Raw genomic sequence first — 24,708 nt, forward strand, 5'->3', positions numbered from 1 at the left:
ACTTATGAATTGCATTATAATTGACGATGAAGAAATGGCAAGAGCAATTATTGCACAATTCATTTCAAAGAATACAGAGCTAACAATTGAAAGTGAATTTTCAAATGCTTTGCAGGCTATCAAATATTTAAATCAAAATGATGTTGATTTAATATTTTTGGACATTCATATGCCTGATTTTACTGGTTTTGATTTTATTCAAACGATCAAAAATCCACCCAAAGTAATTTTAGTTACTTCAGATAAAAACTTTGCCATAGAAGCATTCGAATATGAATGTATAGTAGATTATTTAGTAAAACCTATTACTGAAGAGCGTTTTCAAAAAGCAATTCAAAAAGCAAGCGCATATAAAATAAATTCAAACTCAAAAGAAACTACCGTTGTTGCTGAGGACAACGTAAATGAATTTTATATCAATATTGACCGAAGGTTGATTAAAATTGAAATGGCTTCTGTTAATATTGTTGAAGCCAAAGGAGACTATATTCATATAAAAACGGAGGGTAAAAATTATATTGTGCACTCTACGCTTAAAAAGATTGAAGATAAATTACCTAAAGATTTATTTTTAAAAGTGCACCGTTCTTTTATAATCAACACTAAAAAAATCATTGATATTGAAGATAATAGTGTCTTAATTGCCAAAGATGTAATTCCTGTAAGCCGGGCCAATAGACCTGAATTAATGAAAAGGTTAAATCTGCTATAATCGATTCATCGTCATTAAACCGCATTTCAACTATAGTAAATACGGACTAAACTAATAGTTAATTTTAGAACACATTGATTTCATAATTTCGAGTAATAAATTTAGATAATTTAAACTTGAAATCTATGATCAACTCTACTCAATATAAAAACGGAAATTCTTTTTTAGGTATTTTTACTTTTATTTCTTTCTTGTTGCTTTTTGGATTTGTAAGTAAATTAAGTGCTCAAACCGCACCAAATTTTGGATCGGTAGCTAAATTTGTACTTTTTTCTGGAAATGGTGCAGTATCAAATACGGGAAGCTCTACTTTAAAAGGAAATGTTGGAGCAAATATTGGAGCAGTAACTGGATTTCAATCCCCTACAACAATAGATGGAACTATAGAAAATGTAAATGCGCTTACAGCACAAGCTGCTTTAGACTTGAAAGCAGTTTGTATTCAATTGCAAAATACTATAGCAACAAACACAACCCACAGCACAATTTACGGAAATGGAGAAACGCTAGTTCCAGGTGTATATTCTGCTGGAGCAGCAGCATCCATCGCTGGTACTCTTACGTTAGATGCTCAAGGAAATCCAAATGCTTTGTTTATTTTTAAAATTGGAGGAGCGCTTACGACAGCTGCTGGCGCTACCGTTACTTTGAGGAATGGTGCTGTAGCAGCCAATGTTATTTGGATTGCAAACGGGGCAATTGCTATGGCTGCGGGTACTACTATGAATGGTACTTTAATTGGATATGATGGCGCGGTTTCTATGGGTGCGGGTGGTATTCTTAACGGAAGGATGTTTTCTAATGTTGGAGCTGTTTCTGTATATGGAACAATAGCAACAATTCCTCCAGTACATTTATCTTATAGCTTTTTAGGTCCCTATACTTCAGATGGAACACCACAATATTTTGCAACGAGTGACGTAGTAAATTCATCAACGATAGATCTAGTTAAAAATTCATTACCAGAAAGTTTTCCAGTTCCAGTCTATAACCCACAATACATTTCTTCGGGTTATGATACGGATTTAGTTTTGGAAAAAGCAGCTGATGTATGGGTTACCTTTATTAGTGAGGGGGCAGGATATAGAAATGTGCTTGGTTTTTATACATACGATATAAATAATCCACCAACCACTGTACCAACAGTTGATCAAATAACGATAGTTTTTCCTAACGTATCTGGAGCAGGAAGTGGCGGGAGTTTAATTGCGGGAAATAAAGTAAAGATTGGAACTTTTACTGCTGGTACAGGGATTGGTTGGGTTTTATTAGCCAATGGATGGGATGGAACTAAAGTAACTCCAGGATTATGGCAGTTATTCTCTAATCCTAATTTTAATCCAGAAGCAACGGCTGCTTTAAGACAGCACAACGTGCTTTTAAGCGATCCTGCTAATGAGAGAATTATTCTTGGTTTTGAAGATATTAGAAGAGATTATTCTTCTTGTGATAATGATTTTAATGATGCGGTTTTTTACGTTTCGGCAAATCCTTTTGATGCGATAAGAATTAATAATGTTGCTGATGTGAGTATTGCGGCAAAGGTGACGTCGGGTAATAACGGTGGTTTGGAGAGTAATGGTGATTTGGCTACATTAATTGCTAAAAGAAATTTTAACAGAATCAAGGCTAACAGTTTTGCTGATAAAAAAACAACACAAAAAAAGTTCATTTCTTCTTCCATCACTGCTAAAACATCAGGTTCAAGTGTTGATTTTTCAACCATTATCCCAAATACAGGTATGTTTGGTACAGAAACAACTTATGTTTCCAGTCCTACTGATTTAATTGGAATTACAAATGCTAGTCAAGTATATTCAGTTGATTATTATGAAGGTGATAACCGGTTGGCAGCTGTATTAGCAACTGCAACTACGGGATCTATTTATGGACATTCAAAAGCAATTTGTGATCGTTTGAATAATTCTTCTTTGGAAGATATTAGAACCATTAATTTAAATGGGTACGAAATAATTATGGCCAAATTAAAAAGAGCCAATGGGGAGATGGAATATGCTTTGAATTTTTCGATCCAAGACTTAGGTGCCGAAAATAAACTACATAGTTATTGGAATATTGACCAATATCCGAAAGGAGATTACCTTAATTTTCAAGTTTGGGGTTCATCAATGGGACAAATTTGTAGCATTACAAATGCTATTCTAACTAAATTTCAACAACAAGGAACCTTGTCTTCAGATGCAGTTGATAATAGAATTCCAACTGTTTTTGTAAAAAAAGGGTTGTATAGTAACGGTAAACTGTATTTGACATTAATTAATAAATCTAAAAATACCAATGTGTCTTTTCAAGGCAATAAAAAAACAACCGAATTGACTACTTCTGATTTTGTGGATCAAAATATATCTTTAACTGGTGCTTACGAAGAGCATGTTGAAGTAGAATTAGGAAGGTTATTTGACATTGGATTTTCAATAATTGGGGATACATCAAAACAGCTAGACGCCTTATATTTAGCAGATGGCCCTTGGGGTTTAGATTATTCTAAAACGGAGACTACAATTACATCTTATGGGATTGACAATGATGCTAATGACGCTATTGCAACAGATGAATATGGTATTGAAAGAAATACATCTGTTACTGGAGAGCTATATGGTACATTGAATGTGTTTAGAAACATTCTTCCTGGTGAATTAGTATTTGATGCTAGTTTGTATTCTACTGTAGGTTTTGCGGTTCATAATTCATTGCCTATTGAGGTTGTTTTGGTAACGGAAAATACAACAGACTGGAATAACAGATTGCGTTTTCAAATACCTGTAAATACTTCTACTGCCGAAATGAATATTCTATTAGATCAGTTTACAAATCCTCAAGGGCAGAAATACACTAATGAAAAAATCAAAGGGATTGTGTTTTCTGTTCAAGGAGATTACAAGGTTTTTCAACCGTTTGCAGTTAACGTTTCCCAGTTAACATTTAAAAATGCAAGCACCTTAAGCGTACCTAGTTTTGTTACTTCTAATGCTAAAAATATTTACAACTACCCTAATCCTTGTGTGCAATCTACGACAATTGTATTGCCTAAGGTTACCGAAAGTGCTCATGTACAAATTGTAGATATGACAGGAAGAATCGTAAGTAGTAAAAATGTTATTCCTTATAATAATGAGATTACAATGGGATTAGACAACTTGAGTAAAGGAGTTTATTTATTTATTGTAACTACTGAAGAAAAAGAACAATTCCAAAACAAATTTTTAATCAATTAGTTAATTAAGATTTTTGTTTAAAAGGCTGCCAACCACGGGCAGCCTTTTTTATTGACCTAATTGCTATACATTTCATTACGCTACTATCTAAATATTTGATTGTTACTGGTGTTTTAATTTTTTGTAGCTAAAAAATTACATTTAAATCGTATTAGTGTATTTAATCGTTTTAATTATGTATTTTAGCTGATTTTTATTATTTTAGGTAAAGAAATTTAATAAGAAAAAGGATGAAAATATTAGAACCTAAAGTAAATAAAGATACGGCGTCTAAGTTTTCGGATAGTGATAATGGGTGTTTTTTAGTCTCCATAAAATGGTCTATTTTAAATGATGAGTACATTACTTTTGTGAGAAAAAGTGCTATAGGCTACTGTTATAATGTAGATTGGGCTGGACCTAAAAGTAAGTTTGAATTAGAGCAGTATGTGAAAAAGGAAGAAACAATTATAGTACAACTTTTTCAAATTCAACCATTTTTAATTCAATGCCGTGTTGAAAACAACGATTGTTTTATGTTGCCTAATACTGATGAAGTAAGAGAATCGATAGGGTTTAAAAGTACGGACTTTCAACTTGTAATTTAAAATCAACTACTTAGTATAGTGTTAATTACTGTTAAATTATAGAATATTAAATACAGTTTAACCTTAGCTGTATAACTCCTCAAATGTTTGGTTTAAACAAAAAATTACCCCCAAATAGTACGTTACTTTTTGGGGGTAATTAGGGAGTAAATCTTTTTATTATGTGGCTCTGTTTTAATTTAATTTAAAAATAGGCTTGTCAAACAAACTCCATTTTAATCGCAATCCAATTTCATTAAAGGTAAATCCAGCGGCTGTAGTGGAGGCAATATTACTTCGGGTTCCATAAATGTTAGTCAATAATCGATCTGAGAATTTATAACCAAATTTTGCTTGTACTCTGTATGTCCATTGCTTACTATTGTCTTCAATAAATTGAAAACCTGTAGCCACATTGGCATTATAGAACCACGACTTTGCTTCTACAATTTTTTCGTCTTTTAGTATTTCTAAAAAAAGTTCTACAGCATTGAATTTCTTTGGACTAAAATAATCCGTTGGAACTTGGTTTTTGAAAGCAATATATTGATAGTTAAGTCCCCCTTTCAACACAGGTTTAGACATGAAATTATAATAGAAAGAAGTAAACAAAAGGTTTCTTGTATTGTTATCCGTTTGTGAAGTATAGAAATATTGGGTAAACCAACCAAAATTAAAATTGGTCCCCATGTTATAGTTAAAATAATAGTTATTGGCAGCAATTTGTTTGTCAATCAAATCCGAGTTGAAATTTTGAACTTCTCTTTTATACCCAATTTCTAAATCTTGTAATTTAAAAGGTTTGATTTTAAAATAAGTATTGATCAATAATTGATTGTATTTAGTCGTATTTGAGTTGGCTGAGGTTACCCCAGCATCCAAAGTATAACTGATTTTAGGTAGGAATTTATAATCAATTCCCAATAGAAAATCGTTGGTTTTTGCGCTTACCTTAGTTGTTGTATTTTCCGTTTCGCGATATTGGTATGTTGTATTTATGGTAAGTTTTGTAGATAATGGAAGTGAAATTAATGTTCTGGTTGCTTTTGCTGTATTGTCGCCGTTATCAAATGAGTAACTTAATTTTTCTTCAAGATAGGGTGTGAATTCTTGGTTGATTTTCTTCATGAAATTCATGGCGTCATTTTGGTTTTTAAAAATCTCCAATGTTGTATTTGCGGCAGCAACTGCATTTGAAACTTCTCCTGAAGCATAATAAGCATTAGCAATTCCTAGATTTCCATCAAATGATTTGGAGTCGTTTTCTAAAATTGTTGAATAGTATTTTATACTGTCTTTAAAGTCACTGCGGTATATTGCTAAAGTTGCTGAAAGTGCTAATAACCAATTTTCATTGGCATACTTGGTGTTCAGTTCGTTTATTTTGGCTTCGGCCAAAGTGTATTTTTTATTCCATATTAACGCTTGTACATAACGCTCTTGTGTTTGTTTTTTTATGCTTTCGTCATTTGTATTTTGTGCTTTTTGAATTGCTTCTTGAGCCAGTGTCAACGCTTGCTTGTCTTTCCCATCAATATGTTCAATTAAAGACAATCCATTTAATGCAATAATAGGGTCGTTTTTAGCAATTATATTATACGTTTCTTTTCCCTTTGTGATGTTTTTGGTGATTAAATATAAGTTGGCTTTATTTAACAAGGTTTCTTTATCATTAGGAAAGTCCACTAAGATTTCATCGTAAAATGCATCGGCCTCTGTGTAGCTTTTTTCATTTACTTTTTGATTGGCATATCCTAATTTAATGTATTTTCTTGAAATCAAAGCGCCAGGATTGGCAGGAGATAATTCTAATGCTTTATTAACATTGATTAAAGCTTCTTTGAATTCTTTTAGATTCGATAATGTATTTGCAAACCCAAGGTGAGCTACAAAACTAGTTGAGTTTTTTGCTACAAGAGCAGTGTAAAAGACTTTAGCTTCATCAAATTTTTTGTTCCAAAGTAAGGCTTCAGCATAATTGAGTTCAATTTCCAGATCGCCAGGATTTTCTTTTTTTAAATCTATAAATAGATCTAAGGCTTTTTCGGCTTGTTTATTAAGACCAATTGCTCTAGCATAACACAAGCGAGCGGTTTTGTTTTGAGGATAGTCTTTTAAAATGTTTTTGAAGAATACTTCCGCTTGAGCAAATTCTCCTTTTTCCAGATTACTGAACCCTTTACTCATATCTTGAGCGTTTGTTACATTACTTAAAATAAGGAGCAGAAAAAAGATTGTTTGTTTTAATATTTTCATTCGTTTTGATTCTTGATTTATATAGATGCAAGTTAAGTATAAAGCTGTGATATTTCACCTACAGCAACTTGCCATTCATCGAAGAATTAAATGCTTTCATGTGAATTCGAAAGATATTTGCGTCAGTATTAACAAATAAACACAAATAAGATGGCAATTCAAATCACATACAATGCAGGAGTTTATGAAATCAATGGGACGTTAGTTTCGCAAAATGGTAATGCTCTAAAAAGCCATATTGAGACTTTGTTGAACTTCTCGAAGGGGATTGTTATTTCTTTAAATAAAGTTTTAGAAATTGATAGTGAGGCTGTAAAAAGCATAGAATCATTATATAATAAAGCTTGGGGAAATGACAAGATGTTTTATATCGTAGGGATGGAAAACAAAAAGGTAAGTGACCTCTTTACTTCATTAAATTTAAATGATATTTTGCTTTAATATTTTTTGTAATTTTTAAAAAATTAATAGAAATGAAAATAGCTTCTTTTACAATTCCTGCTATCCCAAGAAAATTAAGTCCAGAACAACTCTTTATGGTTACAATTCTTTTTGTAAACGGGGGGAATTATCTATATAATTTATTGTTAGGCCGTATACTAGGACCAGCCGCTTTCTCAGATGCAGCTATTTTAATCACTTTTTTATTGATTTTATCCTTTGTGGGAATGACTTTTCAAATCGTTTCGGCCAAGTATGCCGTTTTATATAAAGATAAAAAACTATCCTTATTTACACAGAGCATTACAAAATATGCAGCTTTGACAGGGGTATGTATAGGTGTTTTAATATTTGTTTTTAATAAAGAACTGCAAGAATTATTTCATACTAAAACAGCAACAATGTTCGTGATTTTTAGTTTTGGAATTCCTCTTTATTTTTTAATGAGTATCAATAGGGGATTGTATCAAGGCCAAAATGTAATGAACAAACTAGCTTTTACCTATCAAACCGAAATGGCTAGCCGATTATTGCTTACCATCGCGGCTATTTTATTATTTCCTGATTTTCCACCTTCTATCATAGTAGCAACAGGAATTACGGTATCATTTGTTTTTGGGCTTTATCCTTTTCAAAAAAATATTGTAGGAGATTTAAAAATTAAGAAAGAATTGGTTTCTGCAGATGATTTAATTGATAGTAAAGGGGTTTTTACTTTTTTCATGTTAACTGCTTTTTATGAACTAACACAAATCATTATCAACAACAGTGACATCATACTTGTAAAACACTATTTTGATAATGAGCAGGCAGGATATTATGCTTCATTGGCATTAATAGGTAGGGTCGTTTACTTTGTCGCTTGGATGTTTGTGATGTTGTTATTGCCCAAAGTAATTCAACTAAAAAAGGACGGAAAGGAAACCCAACCTCTCTTAATGAAATATGTATCTTATATTGCTGTTTTATCTACTGTAATTGTTTTGGTCACTTTTCTTTTTCCAGAAACGGTAGTGAACTTAATGTTTGGAAAAGAATACCTTTCTATAGCCTTCTTATTATGGAAATACGCTTTGGCTACTTCAATTTTTGCCATAGCTAATATTTTTGCCTATTATTTTTTATCTATAAATCAATACATTCCAGTTGTAGTTTCGGCAATAATAGGATTAACTCAAATTGGGTTGATTGTATTTTTCCATGATTCACTAGAACAAGTGGTTCATGTACAAATCATTGCTATGGTTATCCTGTTGTTTTCCCAATTATCGTTTTTCTTTTATCAGAACAAAAAGAATGTTCGTCTACGCTAAGTTTCCATTCACCGAAAATTAAAAAATAGCCCTTGTAAAATAAAGATATTCGTACTGTAATTAAAAACAGAACAAATATGAAAGTAGCTATTATAACGTCGTTTCCACCAAGTAAAGTAACCTTAAATGAATATGGATATCACTTAGTGAAGAATTTTGTACAGAATGAAGATGTATCGGAATTGGTTTTAATAACAGATAAAACAAAAGAACCAAAACAATTGGATTTTGAAAATAGTAATAAAGTTAATGTTAAAGACTGTTGGTCTTTTAATAGTTATTTTAACTTCTTTACCATTATCAAAACGGTATTAAAAGAAAAACCAGATGCTGTTTTATTCAATTTGCAGTTTGTAAAATTTGGTGATAAAAAAATCCCTGCAGCAATGGGATTGTTAATTCCTATGTTTTTAAAATTATTAGGATGTAATACAGTTGTTTTATTACATAACATATTAGAACAAGTAGATTTAGAAAGTGCTGGTTTTACCAAGAATAAATTAGCTTCAAAAATCTACAACTTCATTGGGACTAACCTAACAAAATGCATCCTTAAAGCAGATATTGTTGCCGTTACGATCAGTAAATACGTTGATGTGTTAGGAGATAAATATAAAAGTGAAAACGTATCATTGATTCCTCATGGTTCTTTTGAAAAACCACAAACACCTAATTTTAAATTACCAGCTGGACCTAAAAAAGTTATGGCTTTTGGAAAATTTGGAACGTATAAAAAAGTAGAAATTTTAATTGAAGCCATTGAAATCATCCGAAAAAAATCAACTGAAGCGATCGAAATTGTGATTGCGGGGACAAATAGTCCTAACACTCCAGGTTATTTAGAACAAGTACAGGAAAAATATGCACATGTTCCTGGGATTACATTTACAGGGTATGTAGAAGAAAATGAGGTTCAAAATATTTTTAATGACAGTACGATGGTAGTATTTCCTTATACTTCAACTACAGGAAGTTCTGGAGTATTGCACCAAGCAGGAAGTTATGGTAAAGCGGTTGTAATGCCAGATCTAGGGGATTTAAGCCTATTAGTTAAAGAAGAAGGGTATAATGGTGAGTTTTTTAATCCAGAGTGCGCAGAGTCATTAGCAAAAGCCATTTCAGCCATTCTTAATAATGATGAGTACAGAGTGCAACTGGCCAAAACCAATTATAGAGCCGCAAGTGCCTTATCAATGGATAAAATTGTTGGAATGTACATGGAAAGCTTCAGACAAATTGAATACAGTAAATTAGAAGGACAATTAGTAAGTAATATATAAAAAGGATGGTTTTTTATTTCCTTTACTATCTAAGAAACCAAATTTTTTCTGTCTGATTTTTTGCCAAGGCCATTTCCCAGCCACTTGACTTGGAACTTGAGGAAAATCATATAAAGTCCACGACATAAATGCAAGCTTGTTCTTTTTGAATAAGGCTTGCATTTTTTTATGGTATTGCGCTTGATCTGCTTCACTATATCCTCTTAAATTCCATATGCCATTATAAGAAGGAACACCAAACTCTTGAATTACTACTGGTTTTTTTACTGCTTTTTCTAAGGTAGTATTTTCTTTTTCAAAATCCTCGATTGCATTATAAAAGTGGTAGGATACAAAATCTACTTTATTGGATAAATGTGTTGCTTCATAGGCATTAGACCAACCAATAGTTACTAAATGATTAGGGTCAAATTTTTTAATGACAGCAACCATATGGTTCAACCAGTTGAGTACATTATCCTTGTCTCTGTTTTCAAAATCCAGATTGGGTTCGTTTTTTAAATCCCAGGCCAAAATAGCTTTGTGATTCTTGAATGTGGAAACTATTTTTTCGGCATGACGGTGGGTTAACGTCCAGTTTTCTAACGTGTAATCGCTATAAAAGTCAAAAAGAGTAACGATTACAGCCAAATTTTTGGATTCAGCCAAATCTAATATCTTTTTTAGCTTGTCTAATTTTTCTTGTTTTACATCGGCTTTGCCAAAGTCATCATACTGTATGAAAATCCGAATGGAATTAAGTTTTGCTTTCTTGATAATGTCAAAATCTTTAGCAATGGTATCGATGTTAAATAGTGGTCCAAAAGTATCCCAAGCCGAATTTTTTGGGTAATAATTAATTCCTTTAATCGTATAATTGACTTTGTCTTTGAGCATGTTTTTGCCTTGAATTGTATAAGTAGGATGCGATTTTATAGTATCTGCAGCTAAAGTTTCTTTCTCCATTTTTTGCATATGCCTCACTCTCCAAAACCCATCTTCAAGAAGCATCATTACCTTATAAGTCGCTGTATCTTCAACAGTAGTAATTAGTTTATCTTGTTGGTAAATTTTTTGAAATTCGACTACATTTTTATCCGTAAAAACGACTAGCTGCCCGTCTGCACTATAAAATTCTAATGTGGGATGATGCTCTAATGTAGTGCTCTCAATAGTAATTTTATTTTTTTTATTGTAATTGATGGTGTTGTATAGATTGGCACGGGTATTTTGGGTATAATAATCTTCAATGCCTTCTTTAGTGTTGTCTTTAAAAGATTTGTTTTTAACAACCCATGAAAAAAGATAATCTTTTTCTACCTCTTTAAGTGTGTTGGCCTCCATTGCTCTACCCACATTTGTAACAGTTTCCCATATTGTTTTTGGTAAATACGTATTAATGGTTTCTTTTTCTAAATGGAGCATTGAAATTCTCTCGGCACCTGTATTTAAAAATATCAAGGTCTTATTGATTCCTAGTAATAATAAAAGGTTCAATAAAATAAAGGAGACAATTAGAATAGTCCTATAAACGCTTCGGTTATTTATTATAGACATAATTTTTAGTTTCAGTTTTTTTAATAATACCTAGAGTTTGAATTTCAAAGCGATATTTTTTTTCTTTATAAAAGTCCGAAGGAATATAAAATTGTACCATTCCTTTTGAGCTGTCTTCTTGTAAACTGCTGATTAATTGATTATCATGGAATATTTTTAGAACTACTTTAATTCCATCGGGTACTAATTGTCCCATAAAGCTGTTTAATGGCCCGACTGTAAGTTTTCGATTATAATCAGAAAAAGAATATGTAAAGTCAGAAAGTATGGGTTTGTAATCAATTTCCAAAAAGTTACTTTTTGCAATTCCTGTGATATATCCTTTTACGGTATAATGGTCTGGATGGTCTGGATGAAGGATTTGTCCTGAAGCAATTCCGTTTATAGTGGTGCCAAAGGTTTTTAACGCCATATTGTTTTTGGTAGTAATGTGAAAAACGACCATAGTTCCATCACTTACAGTATTGTTGTACGCATCTTTAATCAGTGAAGTAGTTAGAGTTGTAATTTGATTGCCATCTGCATAATCGTGATTTCTGGTATAATAAATTGAAAAATCAGTGGCTATATTTGGATAGACTTCGGTTTCTATTTCTTTAGTGACCGTTTTTTCACAGGCTGTAGAAGCCAGAATTTGTCCTGATTGAGTATTCGAATATATATTTTCCCAAATTATAAAGTCTTTTGTATTTTTTGAAATGGTAGTTACATTGTTTAAAAATTGATGTTTTATAACCACGGGCGTATTTTCTAATTTTGGATTGTCAAATCCGTCAGTAGGAACTGCAACCATCATTGTAAATTCCTTTCCACCAGCCAAGATACTTCTTGGGCCCAGATAATTTTCCATCTGAGTTTTGGTTTTTTCATTTGGAATTATTTCAAATGTACCGTTTGTAACTGTTTTTTCGTTGTCTATTAAAAACCAAGAAACAGTTCCTGTTTTTTTTGTGTAAACTGTAGGAATTGTAAAGGTGATTTTCCCATTAGATTTTTTTCCATCTATAATAGTTTTTCCATACGAATGAATGATGAAAAGTTGTGGTATAGTCGTTTTTGATTTTGAAGAAAAGGTTAGTTTCATATTGTCTCCAGCAACAAATACTTTATTTGTTGAGCTCAAATAAGTAGTATTTTCTTTTGCAATAAAAGCAGCCGTCTCAAATGCGAATAAAAGCAAAAGAGCAAAGGAAAGTACGATGTATATTGTTTTCTTCATTATTTTGGATTTCCAATATAATTATTGATTTCTACTTTTATATAGCTAAATCCTTTTCCATTTACTTTTTGGAGTTGTTCTCCTTCTTGATCCATTTGTCTATTAGGAACAACTTCTTTCGCAATAATATCATTTGGTAATCCATTGACAAAACAGTTCTTTAAAGAAGACTGAATAAGAGTTAATCTCTCTAAATTTAATAAATTATATTCAAAATATTGTTTGCGTTGCACTCTAACTCCTTCACGAATAAAAAAATGATCTACATAAATCAATTTTTTGTCACTGTTGTAATAGGAGATTAATAATCCGGGAATGGTTACTTCTTGAATGCCATAATTAAACAATGTCCCTTTGATTTTGTTGTTACTTATTTCAAAATCAGATAAGGCTACTTGAGTGTATAAATCAGTAATGGCAACATTTCCAGCACATTGAATATTGAAGTTTACAGGGTTTCGTTTTATTTCTAATGGAGTAAACTCATTTGGATTAAAAGTGGTAGGTTTTACATCGGTCATTTTTAACCAAGCTGTTTCTTCAAAATTAACTTTAAAGCTGGTTATTTCTTTAGGCATCAATTTGTGTTTGATTACAAATTTGGCATTAAAAGAGGCTAGCTTTTTATCTAATTTATCATATAAAGTTGCTTTCAAAACAACATCTGCGGGTACGTTGTCTACGTTTTGGACTTCGCCAATTACGATATATTGTTTGTCAAGCTGGATTAAATTTGCCGAAAGGATTTCAAGTACAGGTTGTTTTAAAACATCATCATGATAGGTTTGCTGAGTAGATATAACTCTTCGACCGTGCTTAAAGAATTCAGTAGTATTAGAGGATAAAAACTGGTTTGGTGGGATATCTAAATCTAGTTTTTTAGGTTTTATGTACCATTTCCCATTTATTTTTACGACATCATGGCGGTACTCTTTATTTATAATCTCTAGTGGAGTAATCCATTTTGTTTTGGCAAGCAGGATGGCTTCGTTTTCGGTTTGTGCCATTATTTTTACTTCTATGGCGTCCAGTTTTGCATAGGAGTTTAGGATTCCATCGGCTACTGATGTTTCTAACATAAATTGAGATACTGTCAATTTACTTTCAGGACTGATAAAGGAATAGGCCTTTTCGAATTCTTTAAAATCAATGGCATCATAATAGGAGCGTACTACGTTTTTTGGGCTTATTTGGTAAGCCGTATTGATATAGAACTGGTAGATAAAATAACCGATAATCAACAATAAAAGGGCTGCCCATACATGTAAATAAGATATTAATCGATTGGAGAATTTGGTGTATGAAATGCCTAGTGATAAAAACTGAGGTTTCTCAATAACTTTTAGTTTAAGGGTTTTGTAAAACATCATTTGTATGTTTAACACAAATGCTATCACAACAGTTAACATTGGGATAATTCCCCACATTAATTTTTGATATAATGGAACATCCTCATATGGAAGTATTTTTGATAAGGGAGGGACATTCAATTTTTCCCAAACCATAATCCCATTTTCCAACTGTGACAAACGATGCCAACCACAGAAATACAATATGGGGTCGTAAAACTTATCATTCGAAAAGACATATTTTAAATTGTATTTTTCAGGAACGGTCAAGAATTGTTGTAGGGAACCTAGCCCTTCCAGTCCTCTAAATTTTGAATTTTCTAGGCGTTCTACAGCTCTAGATGTCAATTCAGGAAGTCTCCTTGCCGAGTGGTAATTACCGTCAACGGTTAACGCTTTGGTTTGATAAGATAAAGTGGCCATTTGATCTCCAAAACCCAATGGTAAATACCGCCATTGATCATGCTGGTCTTGATTTAGGAAATTGATAATGGGTAATGTATTTATCTTTTGGGGCTGAAACGGTCTAAAGTATCCTAATGTAATTGTAAAAACAGCCATGGTTAGAAAGGTACCTGCAATAAACCCACCAATGATTCTATGGTAAACGAGTCCAAAGCGCGCTTGCATTGCATCTTTCAAGTCCCCTTCAACAAAACGATATATGAATTCACCAAACAAGGGTAAACACATAATAGATGCCCATAACGTAAAGCGGTCAAGAGTAAGTATGTTAAATGCATTTTTACCTAATACCATTAATGGAATTGGTGTTGTACCACCCGTCCCTAATATTAATAATAAAGTTAATGACAAGCCAAAAAACAAATACCGTTTACTATAAAAGCGATAAAAAAGATACGGTAAAAAGAATAATAAAATTCCCCAAGGAATTAAAAAAAACATCAAACCGGAAGAAGTTACCTCTAGAAAATTATCCCTGCTTCCATGAGGAATAGGAACTTGGGTTATTGGGTTTTTCTTTGAATTAATCCAATAGGGTAAAATACATACTATAATTAAAATCAAAGAAGCACCGCCAAAAGAGACTATTCTTTTAAATAAACGGAGGAAAGATTGGAAAAATATTTTAAAAGTGATGTCTTTATAATTGGCTGTTTTTTCTCTAGAAACATCCATAATTACCATACCTATTAATGGGAAAATAAAAAATACCATTCCAAAAATAGGGGTAACATGATGGGAACATATGGTTACTGCAAGAAGCGACAATGAAGTAAAAAAGTATTTTAATCTACCTGTTTTTAACCAAAGATATATTTCGGGGAAAGAGTGCATTAATAGCGACATGGCTATCACACTAGGTAATTGACCGAATATATGTAATGTTTCTACAAATGAAGATGAAAACACAGCTACTAGTGCCGTATATCCGGCAACGTTTCTATTTCCAGTGAGGAGCAAAGAAAAACGGTACGCACCAGTTATAAATAGGATTACGCCAATTATTGCAACGGCAAACATCCCAAATTTCAAACCACCTATTAAAGATAATAATGCAATAGCTTGGTGAACTAATGGGGGATAACCCATAACTGTAAAGCCAGTGTACCAACTGTAATTCCAAGGTTCAAACCAACTATGAGCATAATGGTTAGCAAAAAACAGATGTATTAAAGCATCGTATGTATTTTCTAAAGTAAAGAAAATAGCACTGGAGTGAAATACGACTCCTATCAATAGCGCAACGATTAAATATTTGTTAGTTTTTTCCTCCACTTAAAGCTGACTTAGTATCATAATTGTAAATATAGGAAATAAACAATACACAGTAGAATTTATAATATCTACATCATTTATCCATTCGTCGTACCATTCACCTCCACTGGTCTAATTTATAAAAATAAACAAGGGTTTCGAAATATATTTGTATAGAAATAACAATGAAAAACACAACACCATGAAAATATTAGTAATCGACGATCAAGAATTAGTTATCCTTTCTTTAAGCAAATGTCTAACAGATTTAGGATATGAAGTTAAAAGTGCTAATAACGTTTTTAATGCAATCATTGCCTATGATGAATTTCAACCGAATCTTGTAATTGCAGATATTAACATGCCTGTTTTAACTAATTCAATAGATACGAATCAGCCTTTTAGTGTGAACGATAAAGCATCAGGATTGGAAATTGTGAAATACATTAAACAAGTAAAAAAACACGACACACCAGTTATGATTTTATCTGGAAATAATGATGAAGAGGTTATTTTAAAAGGGTTTGAATTGGGAGTTTCAGATTATATGAAAAAACCATTAAGCTTAAATGAAATTGGAGCAAGAGTAAAAAGATTAATTGGATCAAATAATGTTGTAGCTGTTGATAATAGCAATAGGTTGATTCAAAACAACTGTATAGGTGTTGTAATTCCATGTTACAATGAAGAAGAAAGATTATCAAGTGAAGAATTTAAGAAATTTGTTCATTCTAATTTAGGATACCATTTGTGTTTTGTAAATGATGGAAGTAAGGACAATACGCTTGGAGTGTTACAAGAATTATGTAAAGGGAATGAGGACAGAATAAGTATTTATAATTGTGAAAAAAATGGTGGAAAAGCCGAAGCAGTTAGATTGGGGATGTTGCATTTGGCAAAAGACAGTCAATACAACTACATTGGATTTCTTGATGCAGATTTGTCGACAAATTTTGATGATTTCCAAGAGTTAGTGAATACAATTTCAAATTCTAAATATAAAATAGTTAGTGGTTCTCGTATCAACAGAATGGGAGCTGATATCGCAAAAGAATCGGCTAGAAAAATTATTAGTCAGGGGATTAATTTTATTATTAGAAAAACGTTAGGAATGGATTTTAAAGACACACAATGTGGTGCTAAAATCATGCACAAAGAGATTGTTGAAAAAACATTCCAAAAAAAGTTCTTGACTAAATGGTTGTTTGATGTAGAAATTTTCATGAGAATGAAAAAGATTTACGGGAAACAAGGAGCAATAGATTTAATATGTGAACAGCCTTTAAATAGATGGGTACATATGGACGGTTCTAAACTTTCGTTTAAAGATTCGTTTAAAATTGTAGGTCAAATTGGTCAAATTGCTTTTTATTATAATTAAAAATTAGATTACATATATTTTAGGGTTATTTCAAAGAGGTTGTGCTTTAAATAGTACAACCTTTCTTTTTTTATTTAAAATGTTTGGTTTACATAACTTTAACGAAGAAATTCCTGAATGAAATTACGGAAATATAGAATTAGGTATTACTTTTGCATTGGATTTTCTGGATGATGAAATACATTCAATATCCAAGAACAAATTGGAAATAAATTCAGCTTAAAATGAAAGAACAAATCAAGAAATTTTTAAACGAGGAACAAGATCCTAAAGCTATCGAAAAAATCACTTCAAAGCTGAATGACTTATTGATGAAAAATGAAGAAATAGGGTATATAGGTGTTCAAAAAAAACCAGCTATTACGGTGTTTCCAGATAGTATCGTTTTAACCAATAAGCGAATTATTTTATGCAAACCTAAAAATCTAGGATTGTCAATGGATTTTATTGATTATGACTGGGAAGATGTCGCTGCCGCTTTTGTGAAAGAAAATATTTTAGGTTCTGAATTTTCATTTTCGACCAAGAGTGAATTGACTATTTCAATCGATTATATCCCAAAAACACAGGCTAGAAAATTATATACTTTTGCCAAAGAGCAAATGGACCTTATAAAAACAGGGAATACTATAAATACTAGTGGTGTTGCGGAAGAAATTCTTGAAGCGCAACCTGTTGAAGTAGTGGAAGAAATTGAAGAAATGGAAACAGAAGAGGTGACTAATTATGCTGAAATAATTCCCGTTTCTCAACCTGATTTCAGTACCGACAATCAACATTATAATGAAACTTCAAAAGACAAAACCCTAAGTGAGTTGTCACAAGATGAGTTGTTTGAAAAACTACAGAATTACAAAAAACTTTTAGATAATGGTTTGATTCTTCAAGGCGAATATGATAACTATAAAAAAGAAATTTTAAGTCATATGTAATGTTCTTAAAATGGAAATAAAAACGAAACCCGACAACTTTTAAATTGTCGGGTTTTGTTTTGTTATAAAGTGCGTTTTTGCTTTTCTACAAAGTTATTAGATTGTAATTCTAATAAATCAGTTGTGTTTTTTCGCTGTAAATTATAGAGATTTTTATCCTGAGCAATATCTTCATATACTTTGTCATGCATGGATGCGCTTGTTTTAACCAACAGACTGCGTTGGTATTTGTCTTGTTCTAAGGTAGCTTTTAGCGCCGTTTCTAAATCTTCTAGTTTAAAATCATATTCTCCTTTTGGTGACAGTAGTTTAGCAATAATAGGAGAGGTCTCGATAGCTAGAAATAATAACATGATAAAGAAAGAAGGAATCCAAGGTAGTTTATCCAAAGCATTAATTCGGGCCATTAAACCATCAAATCCATCAATAATGGGTTGGGTTTCGGTAACTTTTTTATCTAAATCAGTTTGAAGCGTTTTGGTAGTTTTATCTAATACAGCAATTTTGGCCATATTTTTTTTTTGTAAAGTATCTAATTCTTTTTTTGCTAGATCGTGTTTGGCAATCTTCTCTTTAAAAACGGGGCCTTTACCTAGTTTTTTAGTTCCAGCAGTTCCTTCGGCTTCTGCAATGTAAGTTTCGTAATAGCTGTTAACTTCTTTTTCTTTGTTGGTTATTTCTAATTTTAAACGTTGGATTTCTGATTTGTTTTTGTCTAAATCCGATTTAAAGTAATTAGCTACTTCTTTTTTATTTTCAAGTGCCATAGCATTTTTCTCTTTCAATAAAACGGTATTGATTTCTTTTTCAAATATTTTAATTTCTAAAGGTTTAGATATTACAATCGCAATGATAATCGCCAGAATAATTCGAGGTGTCGCTTGAAGAAATTCACTGCCTATTTTGTCTCTTTTTCGAATAGTAGAAACAATAAAACGATCCAGGTTGAAGATTAGTAAGCTCCAGACTAATCCAAAAATTAGTGCAGGATATACATTGTCAAAAACAGTAAATAAAGCATAAGTACTTGCAATAAATGCCATTACGGCTGTAAAGAAAACAGTAGCACCAATACCTACATATTTGGTTTGTTCTCCTTCTGAGCATCCTTCTAGGATGTTTTTGTCTGCCCCAGAGCAAACAATAAAAAATTGTTTTAACATGATTGATTAATTTGATTGATTGATGACTGCAAATGTAACGCCAAAAAAACTATTTTGGTATAATTCACTGATTAGTTTTTGGTTAGGGACTTTTGTAAAACAAAAAAGAGCCGTTCCTAAGAACAGCTCTTTTTAATTTTGAATTAAAAATTAACTTATATTTGGGGTGCGCCAGCCATAATTTCGGCATTGGCAAATTCTTCAAATTTGGCAAAATTAGCTTTGAATTTTTGTCCCAATTCAATTGCTTTTTTATCGTATAAATCTTTGTCTTCCCATGTGTTTCTAGGGTTTAATATTTCGCTAGGCACATTAGGGCAAGATTGAGGAATTGCAATTCCAAAAACAACATGATTTCTATAATCGACTGCGTCTAGTTCTCCATTAAGAGCGGCAGTAATCATCTCGCGAGTATATTTCAGTTTCATGCGGCTACCAGTTCCGTATGCGCCACCTGTCCAGCCAGTATTGATTAACCATACTTTCACATTAGCATCTTGTATTTTCTTACTTAACATTTCTGCATATTTAGTAGGATGCAAAGGCATAAAAGGCGCTCCAAAACAAGCCGAAAAATTAGGCTGAGGTTCCGTTACACCAGCTTCGGTTCCAGCTACTTTAGCAGTATATCCAGAGATAAAATGGTATGCAGCCTGTCCTGGTGTTAATCTTGAAATAGGAGGTAAGATTCCAAAAGAATCCGCTGTTAAGAAGAAGATGTTTTTAGGATTTTTACCTATTGATCCTGGTTGGATATTATCAATATGATAAATAGGGTAACTTACTCTTGTATTAGGAGTGATGGAAACATCTTTGTAATCAACTTCATTTGTTCCTTCTTTGAAAACCACATTTTCTAAGATAGCCCCTTTACGAATGGCTCTAAAAATATCAGGTTCATTTTCTTCGGATAAGTTGACTACTTTGGCATAGCAACCTCCTTCAAAATTGAAAACTGTGTTTTCGCTAGTCCAACCGTGTTCATCATCCCCAATTAATTTTCTTTTTGGATCTGCAGATAACGTAGTTTTACCTGTCCCAGATAAACCAAAGAAAATAGCGGTGTCGCCATTATCACCTACGTTAGCACTACAGTGCATAGGTAATGTGTTTTTATCTACAGGGAGAATGAAATTCAATGCGGAGAAAATACCTTTTTTCATTTCTCCAGTATATCCAGTTCCTCCTATAAGTACTATTTTTTTTGTGAAATTTAAAATCGCAAAATTACTTTGACGAGTTCCATCAGTAGCTGGATCAGCCATAAATTCAGGAACACATATTACGGTCCATTCTAGTTTAAAATTTTCTAACTCTTGCTCTTCAGGTCTTAAAAACATGTTGTAGCAAAATAAATTGGCCCAAGGTGTTTCAGTAACTACTCTTACATTTAAACGGTAATTGGGGTCTGCACATACATAAGAATCTCTTACAAAAACTTCCTTGTTAGATAAATACGTTGTGACCTTTTTATACAAAGCATCAAACGCAGTTGGCTCAAAAGGGATGTTGACTTTTCCCCACCAAACTTGATTCTCAGTGATGCTGTCTTTTACAATAAATCGGTCTTCAGGAGAGCGTCCTGTAAATTCTCCAGTGTTAATGGCTAAAGCTCCTGTTGAATTTTCAATTCCTTGGCCTAAAGCTAAGGTCATTTCATGTAATTCGTTGGCTGATAATTGATAATGAATCTTTGCGTTTTCGATTCCTAAGTTTTTTAGCGAAATCGATTGCGTAAACGGTGTGTTATTATTCATAAAATTATGTATTGTGTAGTTTAATTTATTATTTGCAAAAGTAGAACATATATTTAAGATACGATTTGATTATCTTAATTTTATGATTTTTTATTGATAATATTCATTAATAAGACACCCCAGCCCAGTATTAATAGGAGTCCGCCGATGGGAGTTATGAAACCAATACTTTTAAAATCAAAAGGAGTAAGTTCGTTTGTAGCTAATAAATAAATGGATCCTGAGAATAAAACAACGCCAGAAATCACCAAATTGTAAATTATTCTTTTGGTTTTTTCGCTTAGTTCAATTAGGGTCCCAATTAAGATTAAAAATAGGGCGTGGTACATTTGATAGCGTACACCGGTTTCAAAAGTGATAAGATGATCTGCTGATAGTATTTTTTTTAGGGCATGAGCGCCAAAAGCACCTAATATAATTGCTATCATACCCAAAAGGGCTCCCGTTGAAATTATTTTTTTATTCATTATTTTTAAATTTTATGTAAAAGTATTTCATAAATCGCCAAACTAAAAGAAATTTTCGGATACTTTTTTATGTATTTTATTTTAATTTTTTACGCAATAAGTGTTTGTTATAAATACAACATTTTCGTATGTTTGTGTTATATTTTTATAATCATGAGACAAATTTTAATTATTGGTGCAGGTAGATCGGCATCTTCATTGATACAATATCTTTTAAATAAATCCGAGAAAGAAAACTTGCATCTTGTCATTGGTGATATAGCGTTGGATTTAGCACAAAAGAAAACGAATAATCATCCTAATGCTACGGCAATTGCTTTGGACATTTTTAATGCTAGTCAAAGGAAAGAGGCCATAGAAAAAGCAGATATAGTAATTTCGATGTTACCTGCTCATTTACATATAGAAGTGGCTAGAGATTGTATTCTATGTAAAAAGAGTTTGGTTACCGCTTCTTATGTTAGTGATGCCATGCAGGAATTGGATGCTGCAGCCAAAGAAAATAATCTTATTTTTATGAATGAAATTGGTCTTGACCCTGGGATAGACCACATGAGCGCCATGAAAGTGATTGATGAAATTAAAGAACGTGGTGGTAAAATGTTATTGTTTGAGTCTTTTTGTGGTGGCTTAGTAGCACCAGAATCAGATACGAATCGTTGGAATTATAAATTTACTTGGGCACCTCGTAATGTGGTTTTGGCTGGACAAGGTGGTGCGGCTAAATTTATTCAAGAAGGTGCTTATAAATATATACCGTATTGTAATTTATTTCGAAGAACGGAGTTTTTGGAAGTAGAAGGCTACGGTCGGTTTGAAGCGTATTCAAATAGAGACTCCTTAAAATACCGATCTGTTTATGGACTAGATGATGTACTTACATTGTATAGAGGAACGATACGTAAAGTAGGTTTTTCAAAAGCATGGAATATGTTTGTGCAGCTGGGAATGACGGATGATAGTTATGTTTTGGAAAATTCAGAAACAATGAGCTATCGTCAATTTGTCAATGCATTTTTGCCTTATCATCCCACGGATTCTGTTGAAATTAAAACCCGTTTAATTTTAAAAATAGATCAAGATGATATTATGTGGGATAAATTATTGGAGTTGGATTTATTCAATGACAAAAAAATTGTAGGTCTTAAAAATGCTACTCCTGCCCAGATTTTGGAAAAAATATTAAGTGATAGCTGGACGCTTCAACCTCAAGATAAAGACATGATTGTGATGTACCATAAATTTGGGTATGAATTGAATGGAGTAAAACAACAAATTGACTCCAAAATGGTATGTATTGGAGATGATCAAACGTATACTGCCATGTCTAAAACAGTAGGTTTGCCTGTGGCTATGGCAACTTTACAGATATTGAATGGAAAAATAACTACTCCAGGTGTGCAGTTACCTATAAATAAAGAAGTGTATTTACCTATTTTAAAAGAATTAGAAGAATATGGTGTTGTTTTCAAAGAGCAAACCATGCCTTATTTTGGGTATAAACCCGATGCCGTTTTTTAGTTTTTAGTTTTTTAGATTTTTAGTTAGATAAATCCGTTTCGAATAGAAACGGATTTATTGTTTATATGATAGATTTTTTTATCTAAAATATAAAGTTTTATTTTTGCGTTAAGGATTGAAGAGAAAATCCTTTTTATTTTATTTTTCATAAAATAAAAAGATTGCAGCGGAAAGCCTGACCCGCTTTTTTTCGGCGGGGAACGCCCAAAAAAAAATCCGCTCATTTCTGAACGGATTGTGTGTTTATTGAAATATAATTTATTTGCTAAGCTCCACGAAATATTTGTAAAATAACGGAATAGTTTCAATCCCTTTTAAGTAATTGAAAATCCCAAAATGCTCGTTAGGAGAGTGAATGGCATCGCTGTCTAAACCAAATCCCATCAAGATGGTTTTGCTTTTTAATTCTTTCTCAAATAAGGCAACGATAGGAATACTTCCTCCTGAACGAACGGGAATCGCAGGAATTCCAAAAGTTTCCGTGTATGCCATATTAGCAGCTTTATAACCTATGCTGTCAATAGGTGTTACGTATCCTTGACCTCCATGATGCGGTTTTACCTTTACGGTAACGCCAGCAGGAGCAATGCTAATAAAATGCTTGGTAAACAATTCTGTGATTTGTTCCCAGTCTTGGTTAGGAACTAATCGCATAGAGATTTTGGCAAAAGCCTTGCTTGCGATAACGGTTTTTGCACCTTCTCCAGTGTAACCACCCCAGATTCCGTTTACGTCAAGCGTAGGACGAATGGAATTTCTTTCATTTGTTGTGTATCCTTTTTCACCATAAACGTCATTTAGGTCTAGTGCTTTTTTATAATCTTCTAAGCTAAAAGGCGCTTTGGCCATCTCAGCTCTTTCTTCTAGTGACAACCCTTCTACATTGTCATAAAATCCTGGAATAGTAATGTGATTGTTTTCGTCATGAAGGGACGCAATCATTTTGGCCAAAATATTAATTGGATTTGCAACGGCACCTCCATAAAGTCCAGAATGTAAATCGCGGTTTGGCCCTGTAATTTCTACTTCGACATAGCTTAAACCACGAAGTCCAGTGGTGATAGAAGGTTGTTGATTAGAAATCATTCCTGTATCAGAAATAAGAATGACGTCGTTTTTTAGTTTCTCGGTATTGTTTTCTACAAATGTTTTTAGGTTTACACTACCTACTTCTTCTTCGCCTTCAATCATGAATTTCACGTTACATGGCAAGTTGTTGTTTTGAATCATGTATTCAAAAGCTTTTACGTGCATGTACATTTGACCTTTATCATCACAAGCACCACGTGCAAAAATGGCTCCTTCAGGATGAATATCGGTCGTTTTTATAACGGGCTCGAATGGAGGCGAGGTCCATAATTCAATTGGATCTGCTGGTTGAACATCGTAATGTCCGTACACTAAGATAGTTGGCAATGCAGGGTCAATTGTTTTTTCACCATATACAATTGGATAGCCATCTGTTTCACAAATTTCGACTTTATCGCAACCTGCTTTTTCCAAACTTAGTTTTACTGCTTCTGAAGTGTCTATTACATCTTGCGAGTAGGCGGAGTCAGCACTTACAGATGGTATTTTTAGCAATTCAATTAATTCGTTGATAAAACGATCTTTATTTTCTTGAACGTATGCCTTTATATTTTCCATTTATGTGTTTTTTATTGAGTCTCAAAAGTACAAAAAATTGAATAAAAAATTTTTTTAAAAAATTACTTTGAATGTTGGAAGATATGATTATATTTGCACCCACAATTACGCGGATATGGTGAAATTGGTAGACATGCCAGACTTAGGATCTGGTGCCGCAAGGCGTGTAGGTTCGAGTCCTATTATCCGCACCAAAAAAGCTTCTCAATCGAG

Annotated in this window: 17 protein-coding genes and 1 tRNA gene; 10 read left to right on the forward strand and 8 right to left on the reverse strand. The window is 32.6% G+C overall.

Annotated features, from left to right (window positions below; genetic code table 11):
• The first annotated feature begins 4 nt into the window (after positions 1-4).
• The 3 genes from AB3G33_RS05365 to AB3G33_RS05375 all read left to right on the forward strand — a co-directional run bounded on the left by AB3G33_RS05365 (position 5) and on the right by AB3G33_RS05375 (position 4,535).
• A complete protein-coding gene (locus tag AB3G33_RS05365) occupies positions 5-712 on the forward strand; it encodes a LytR/AlgR family response regulator transcription factor (RefSeq protein ID WP_367773179.1) in 708 nt (235 codons plus the stop codon).
• A 125-nt stretch (positions 713-837) separates the two neighbouring features.
• Positions 838-3,948, forward strand: coding sequence for an ice-binding family protein (locus AB3G33_RS05370; RefSeq protein WP_367773181.1), 3,111 nt, complete (start codon positions 838-840; stop codon positions 3,946-3,948).
• A 230-nt stretch (positions 3,949-4,178) separates the two neighbouring features.
• Positions 4,179-4,535: a hypothetical protein gene (locus tag AB3G33_RS05375; RefSeq protein WP_367773183.1), complete on the forward strand. Its 357-nt coding sequence runs from the start codon at positions 4,179-4,181 to the stop codon at positions 4,533-4,535.
• A 174-nt stretch (positions 4,536-4,709) separates the two neighbouring features.
• On the opposite strand, the gene AB3G33_RS05380 is transcribed toward AB3G33_RS05375, so the two are convergent.
• Positions 4,710-6,770 carry a tetratricopeptide repeat protein gene (locus tag AB3G33_RS05380; RefSeq protein WP_367773185.1) on the reverse strand — a complete coding sequence of 687 codons (2,061 nt, stop codon included), beginning with the start codon at positions 6,768-6,770 and terminating at the stop codon, positions 4,710-4,712.
• 150 nt (positions 6,771-6,920) lie between these two features.
• On the opposite strand from AB3G33_RS05380, the gene AB3G33_RS05385 reads away from it, so the two are divergent.
• The 3 genes from AB3G33_RS05385 (at position 6,921) to AB3G33_RS05395 (ending at position 9,804) form a co-directional block, all read left to right on the forward strand.
• Entirely contained in the window at positions 6,921-7,211 is a 291-nt protein-coding gene (locus AB3G33_RS05385; RefSeq protein WP_367773187.1) for an STAS domain-containing protein, read from the forward strand.
• Between the two features lie 32 nt (positions 7,212-7,243).
• The gene (locus tag AB3G33_RS05390) at positions 7,244-8,524 is read left to right on the forward strand and encodes an oligosaccharide flippase family protein (RefSeq protein ID WP_367773189.1); all 1,281 of its coding nucleotides are present in this window, start codon (positions 7,244-7,246) and stop codon (positions 8,522-8,524) included.
• Positions 8,525-8,601: 77 nt separating this feature from the next.
• A complete protein-coding gene (locus AB3G33_RS05395; RefSeq protein WP_367773191.1) occupies positions 8,602-9,804 on the forward strand; it encodes a glycosyltransferase in 1,203 nt (400 codons plus the stop codon).
• On the opposite strand, the gene AB3G33_RS05400 is transcribed toward AB3G33_RS05395, so the two are convergent.
• Genes AB3G33_RS05400 through AB3G33_RS05410 form a run of 3 tightly spaced genes read right to left on the reverse strand, consistent with a single transcriptional unit; the run spans position 9,787 to position 15,648 of the window.
• Positions 9,787-11,340 (reverse strand): glycoside hydrolase family 2 TIM barrel-domain containing protein, encoded by a 1,554-nt coding sequence (locus AB3G33_RS05400; RefSeq protein WP_367773193.1) that lies wholly within the window; start codon positions 11,338-11,340, stop codon positions 9,787-9,789. The two genes, AB3G33_RS05395 and AB3G33_RS05400, sit on opposite strands and share 18 nt — an antisense overlap.
• Positions 11,324-12,559, reverse strand: a complete 1,236-nt coding sequence (locus AB3G33_RS05405) for a hypothetical protein (RefSeq protein WP_367773195.1) — start codon at positions 12,557-12,559, stop codon at positions 11,324-11,326. The genes AB3G33_RS05400 and AB3G33_RS05405 overlap by 17 nt, the downstream gene beginning before the upstream one ends.
• Positions 12,559-15,648 carry a hypothetical protein gene (locus tag AB3G33_RS05410; protein WP_367773197.1) on the reverse strand — a complete coding sequence of 1,030 codons (3,090 nt, stop codon included), beginning with the start codon at positions 15,646-15,648 and terminating at the stop codon, positions 12,559-12,561. The genes AB3G33_RS05405 and AB3G33_RS05410 overlap by 1 nt, the downstream gene beginning before the upstream one ends.
• 181 nt (positions 15,649-15,829) lie before the next feature.
• On the opposite strand from AB3G33_RS05410, the gene AB3G33_RS05415 reads away from it, so the two are divergent.
• Together AB3G33_RS05415 and AB3G33_RS05420 are read left to right on the forward strand one after the other, a co-directional pair.
• The gene (locus AB3G33_RS05415) at positions 15,830-17,008 is read left to right on the forward strand and encodes a glycosyltransferase (RefSeq protein WP_367773199.1); all 1,179 of its coding nucleotides are present in this window, start codon (positions 15,830-15,832) and stop codon (positions 17,006-17,008) included.
• A gap of 224 nt (positions 17,009-17,232) precedes the next feature.
• Entirely contained in the window at positions 17,233-17,940 is a 708-nt protein-coding gene (locus AB3G33_RS05420; RefSeq protein ID WP_367773200.1) for a PH domain-containing protein, read from the forward strand.
• Between the two features lie 62 nt (positions 17,941-18,002).
• On the opposite strand, the gene AB3G33_RS05425 is transcribed toward AB3G33_RS05420, so the two are convergent.
• The 3 genes from AB3G33_RS05425 to AB3G33_RS05435 form a co-directional block, all read right to left on the reverse strand.
• The gene (locus AB3G33_RS05425; protein WP_367773202.1) at positions 18,003-19,103 is read right to left on the reverse strand and encodes a DUF4407 domain-containing protein; all 1,101 of its coding nucleotides are present in this window, start codon (positions 19,101-19,103) and stop codon (positions 18,003-18,005) included.
• A 155-nt stretch (positions 19,104-19,258) separates the two neighbouring features.
• Positions 19,259-20,860 carry a phosphoenolpyruvate carboxykinase (ATP) gene (gene pckA, locus AB3G33_RS05430; RefSeq protein WP_367773204.1) on the reverse strand — a complete coding sequence of 534 codons (1,602 nt, stop codon included), beginning with the start codon at positions 20,858-20,860 and terminating at the stop codon, positions 19,259-19,261.
• Between the two features lie 80 nt (positions 20,861-20,940).
• Complete coding sequence (locus AB3G33_RS05435) at positions 20,941-21,327, reverse strand: DUF423 domain-containing protein (RefSeq protein ID WP_367773206.1); 387 nt, start codon at positions 21,325-21,327, stop codon at positions 20,941-20,943.
• Positions 21,328-21,480: 153 nt separating this feature from the next.
• Between AB3G33_RS05435 and AB3G33_RS05440 the strand changes: the two genes are divergently transcribed.
• Positions 21,481-22,848: a saccharopine dehydrogenase family protein gene (locus tag AB3G33_RS05440; protein WP_367773208.1), complete on the forward strand. Its 1,368-nt coding sequence runs from the start codon at positions 21,481-21,483 to the stop codon at positions 22,846-22,848.
• A 258-nt stretch (positions 22,849-23,106) separates the two neighbouring features.
• On the opposite strand, the gene AB3G33_RS05445 is transcribed toward AB3G33_RS05440, so the two are convergent.
• Entirely contained in the window at positions 23,107-24,495 is a 1,389-nt protein-coding gene (locus AB3G33_RS05445; RefSeq protein ID WP_367773211.1) for a dipeptidase, read from the reverse strand.
• Positions 24,496-24,604: 109 nt separating this feature from the next.
• On the opposite strand from AB3G33_RS05445, the gene AB3G33_RS05450 reads away from it, so the two are divergent.
• Positions 24,605-24,689, forward strand: a tRNA-Leu gene (locus tag AB3G33_RS05450).
• Positions 24,690-24,708 lie beyond the last annotated feature (19 nt).

Source organism: Flavobacterium sp. WC2421 (assembly GCF_040822115.1).
Classification (GTDB): Bacteria; Bacteroidota; Bacteroidia; order Flavobacteriales; family Flavobacteriaceae; genus Flavobacterium.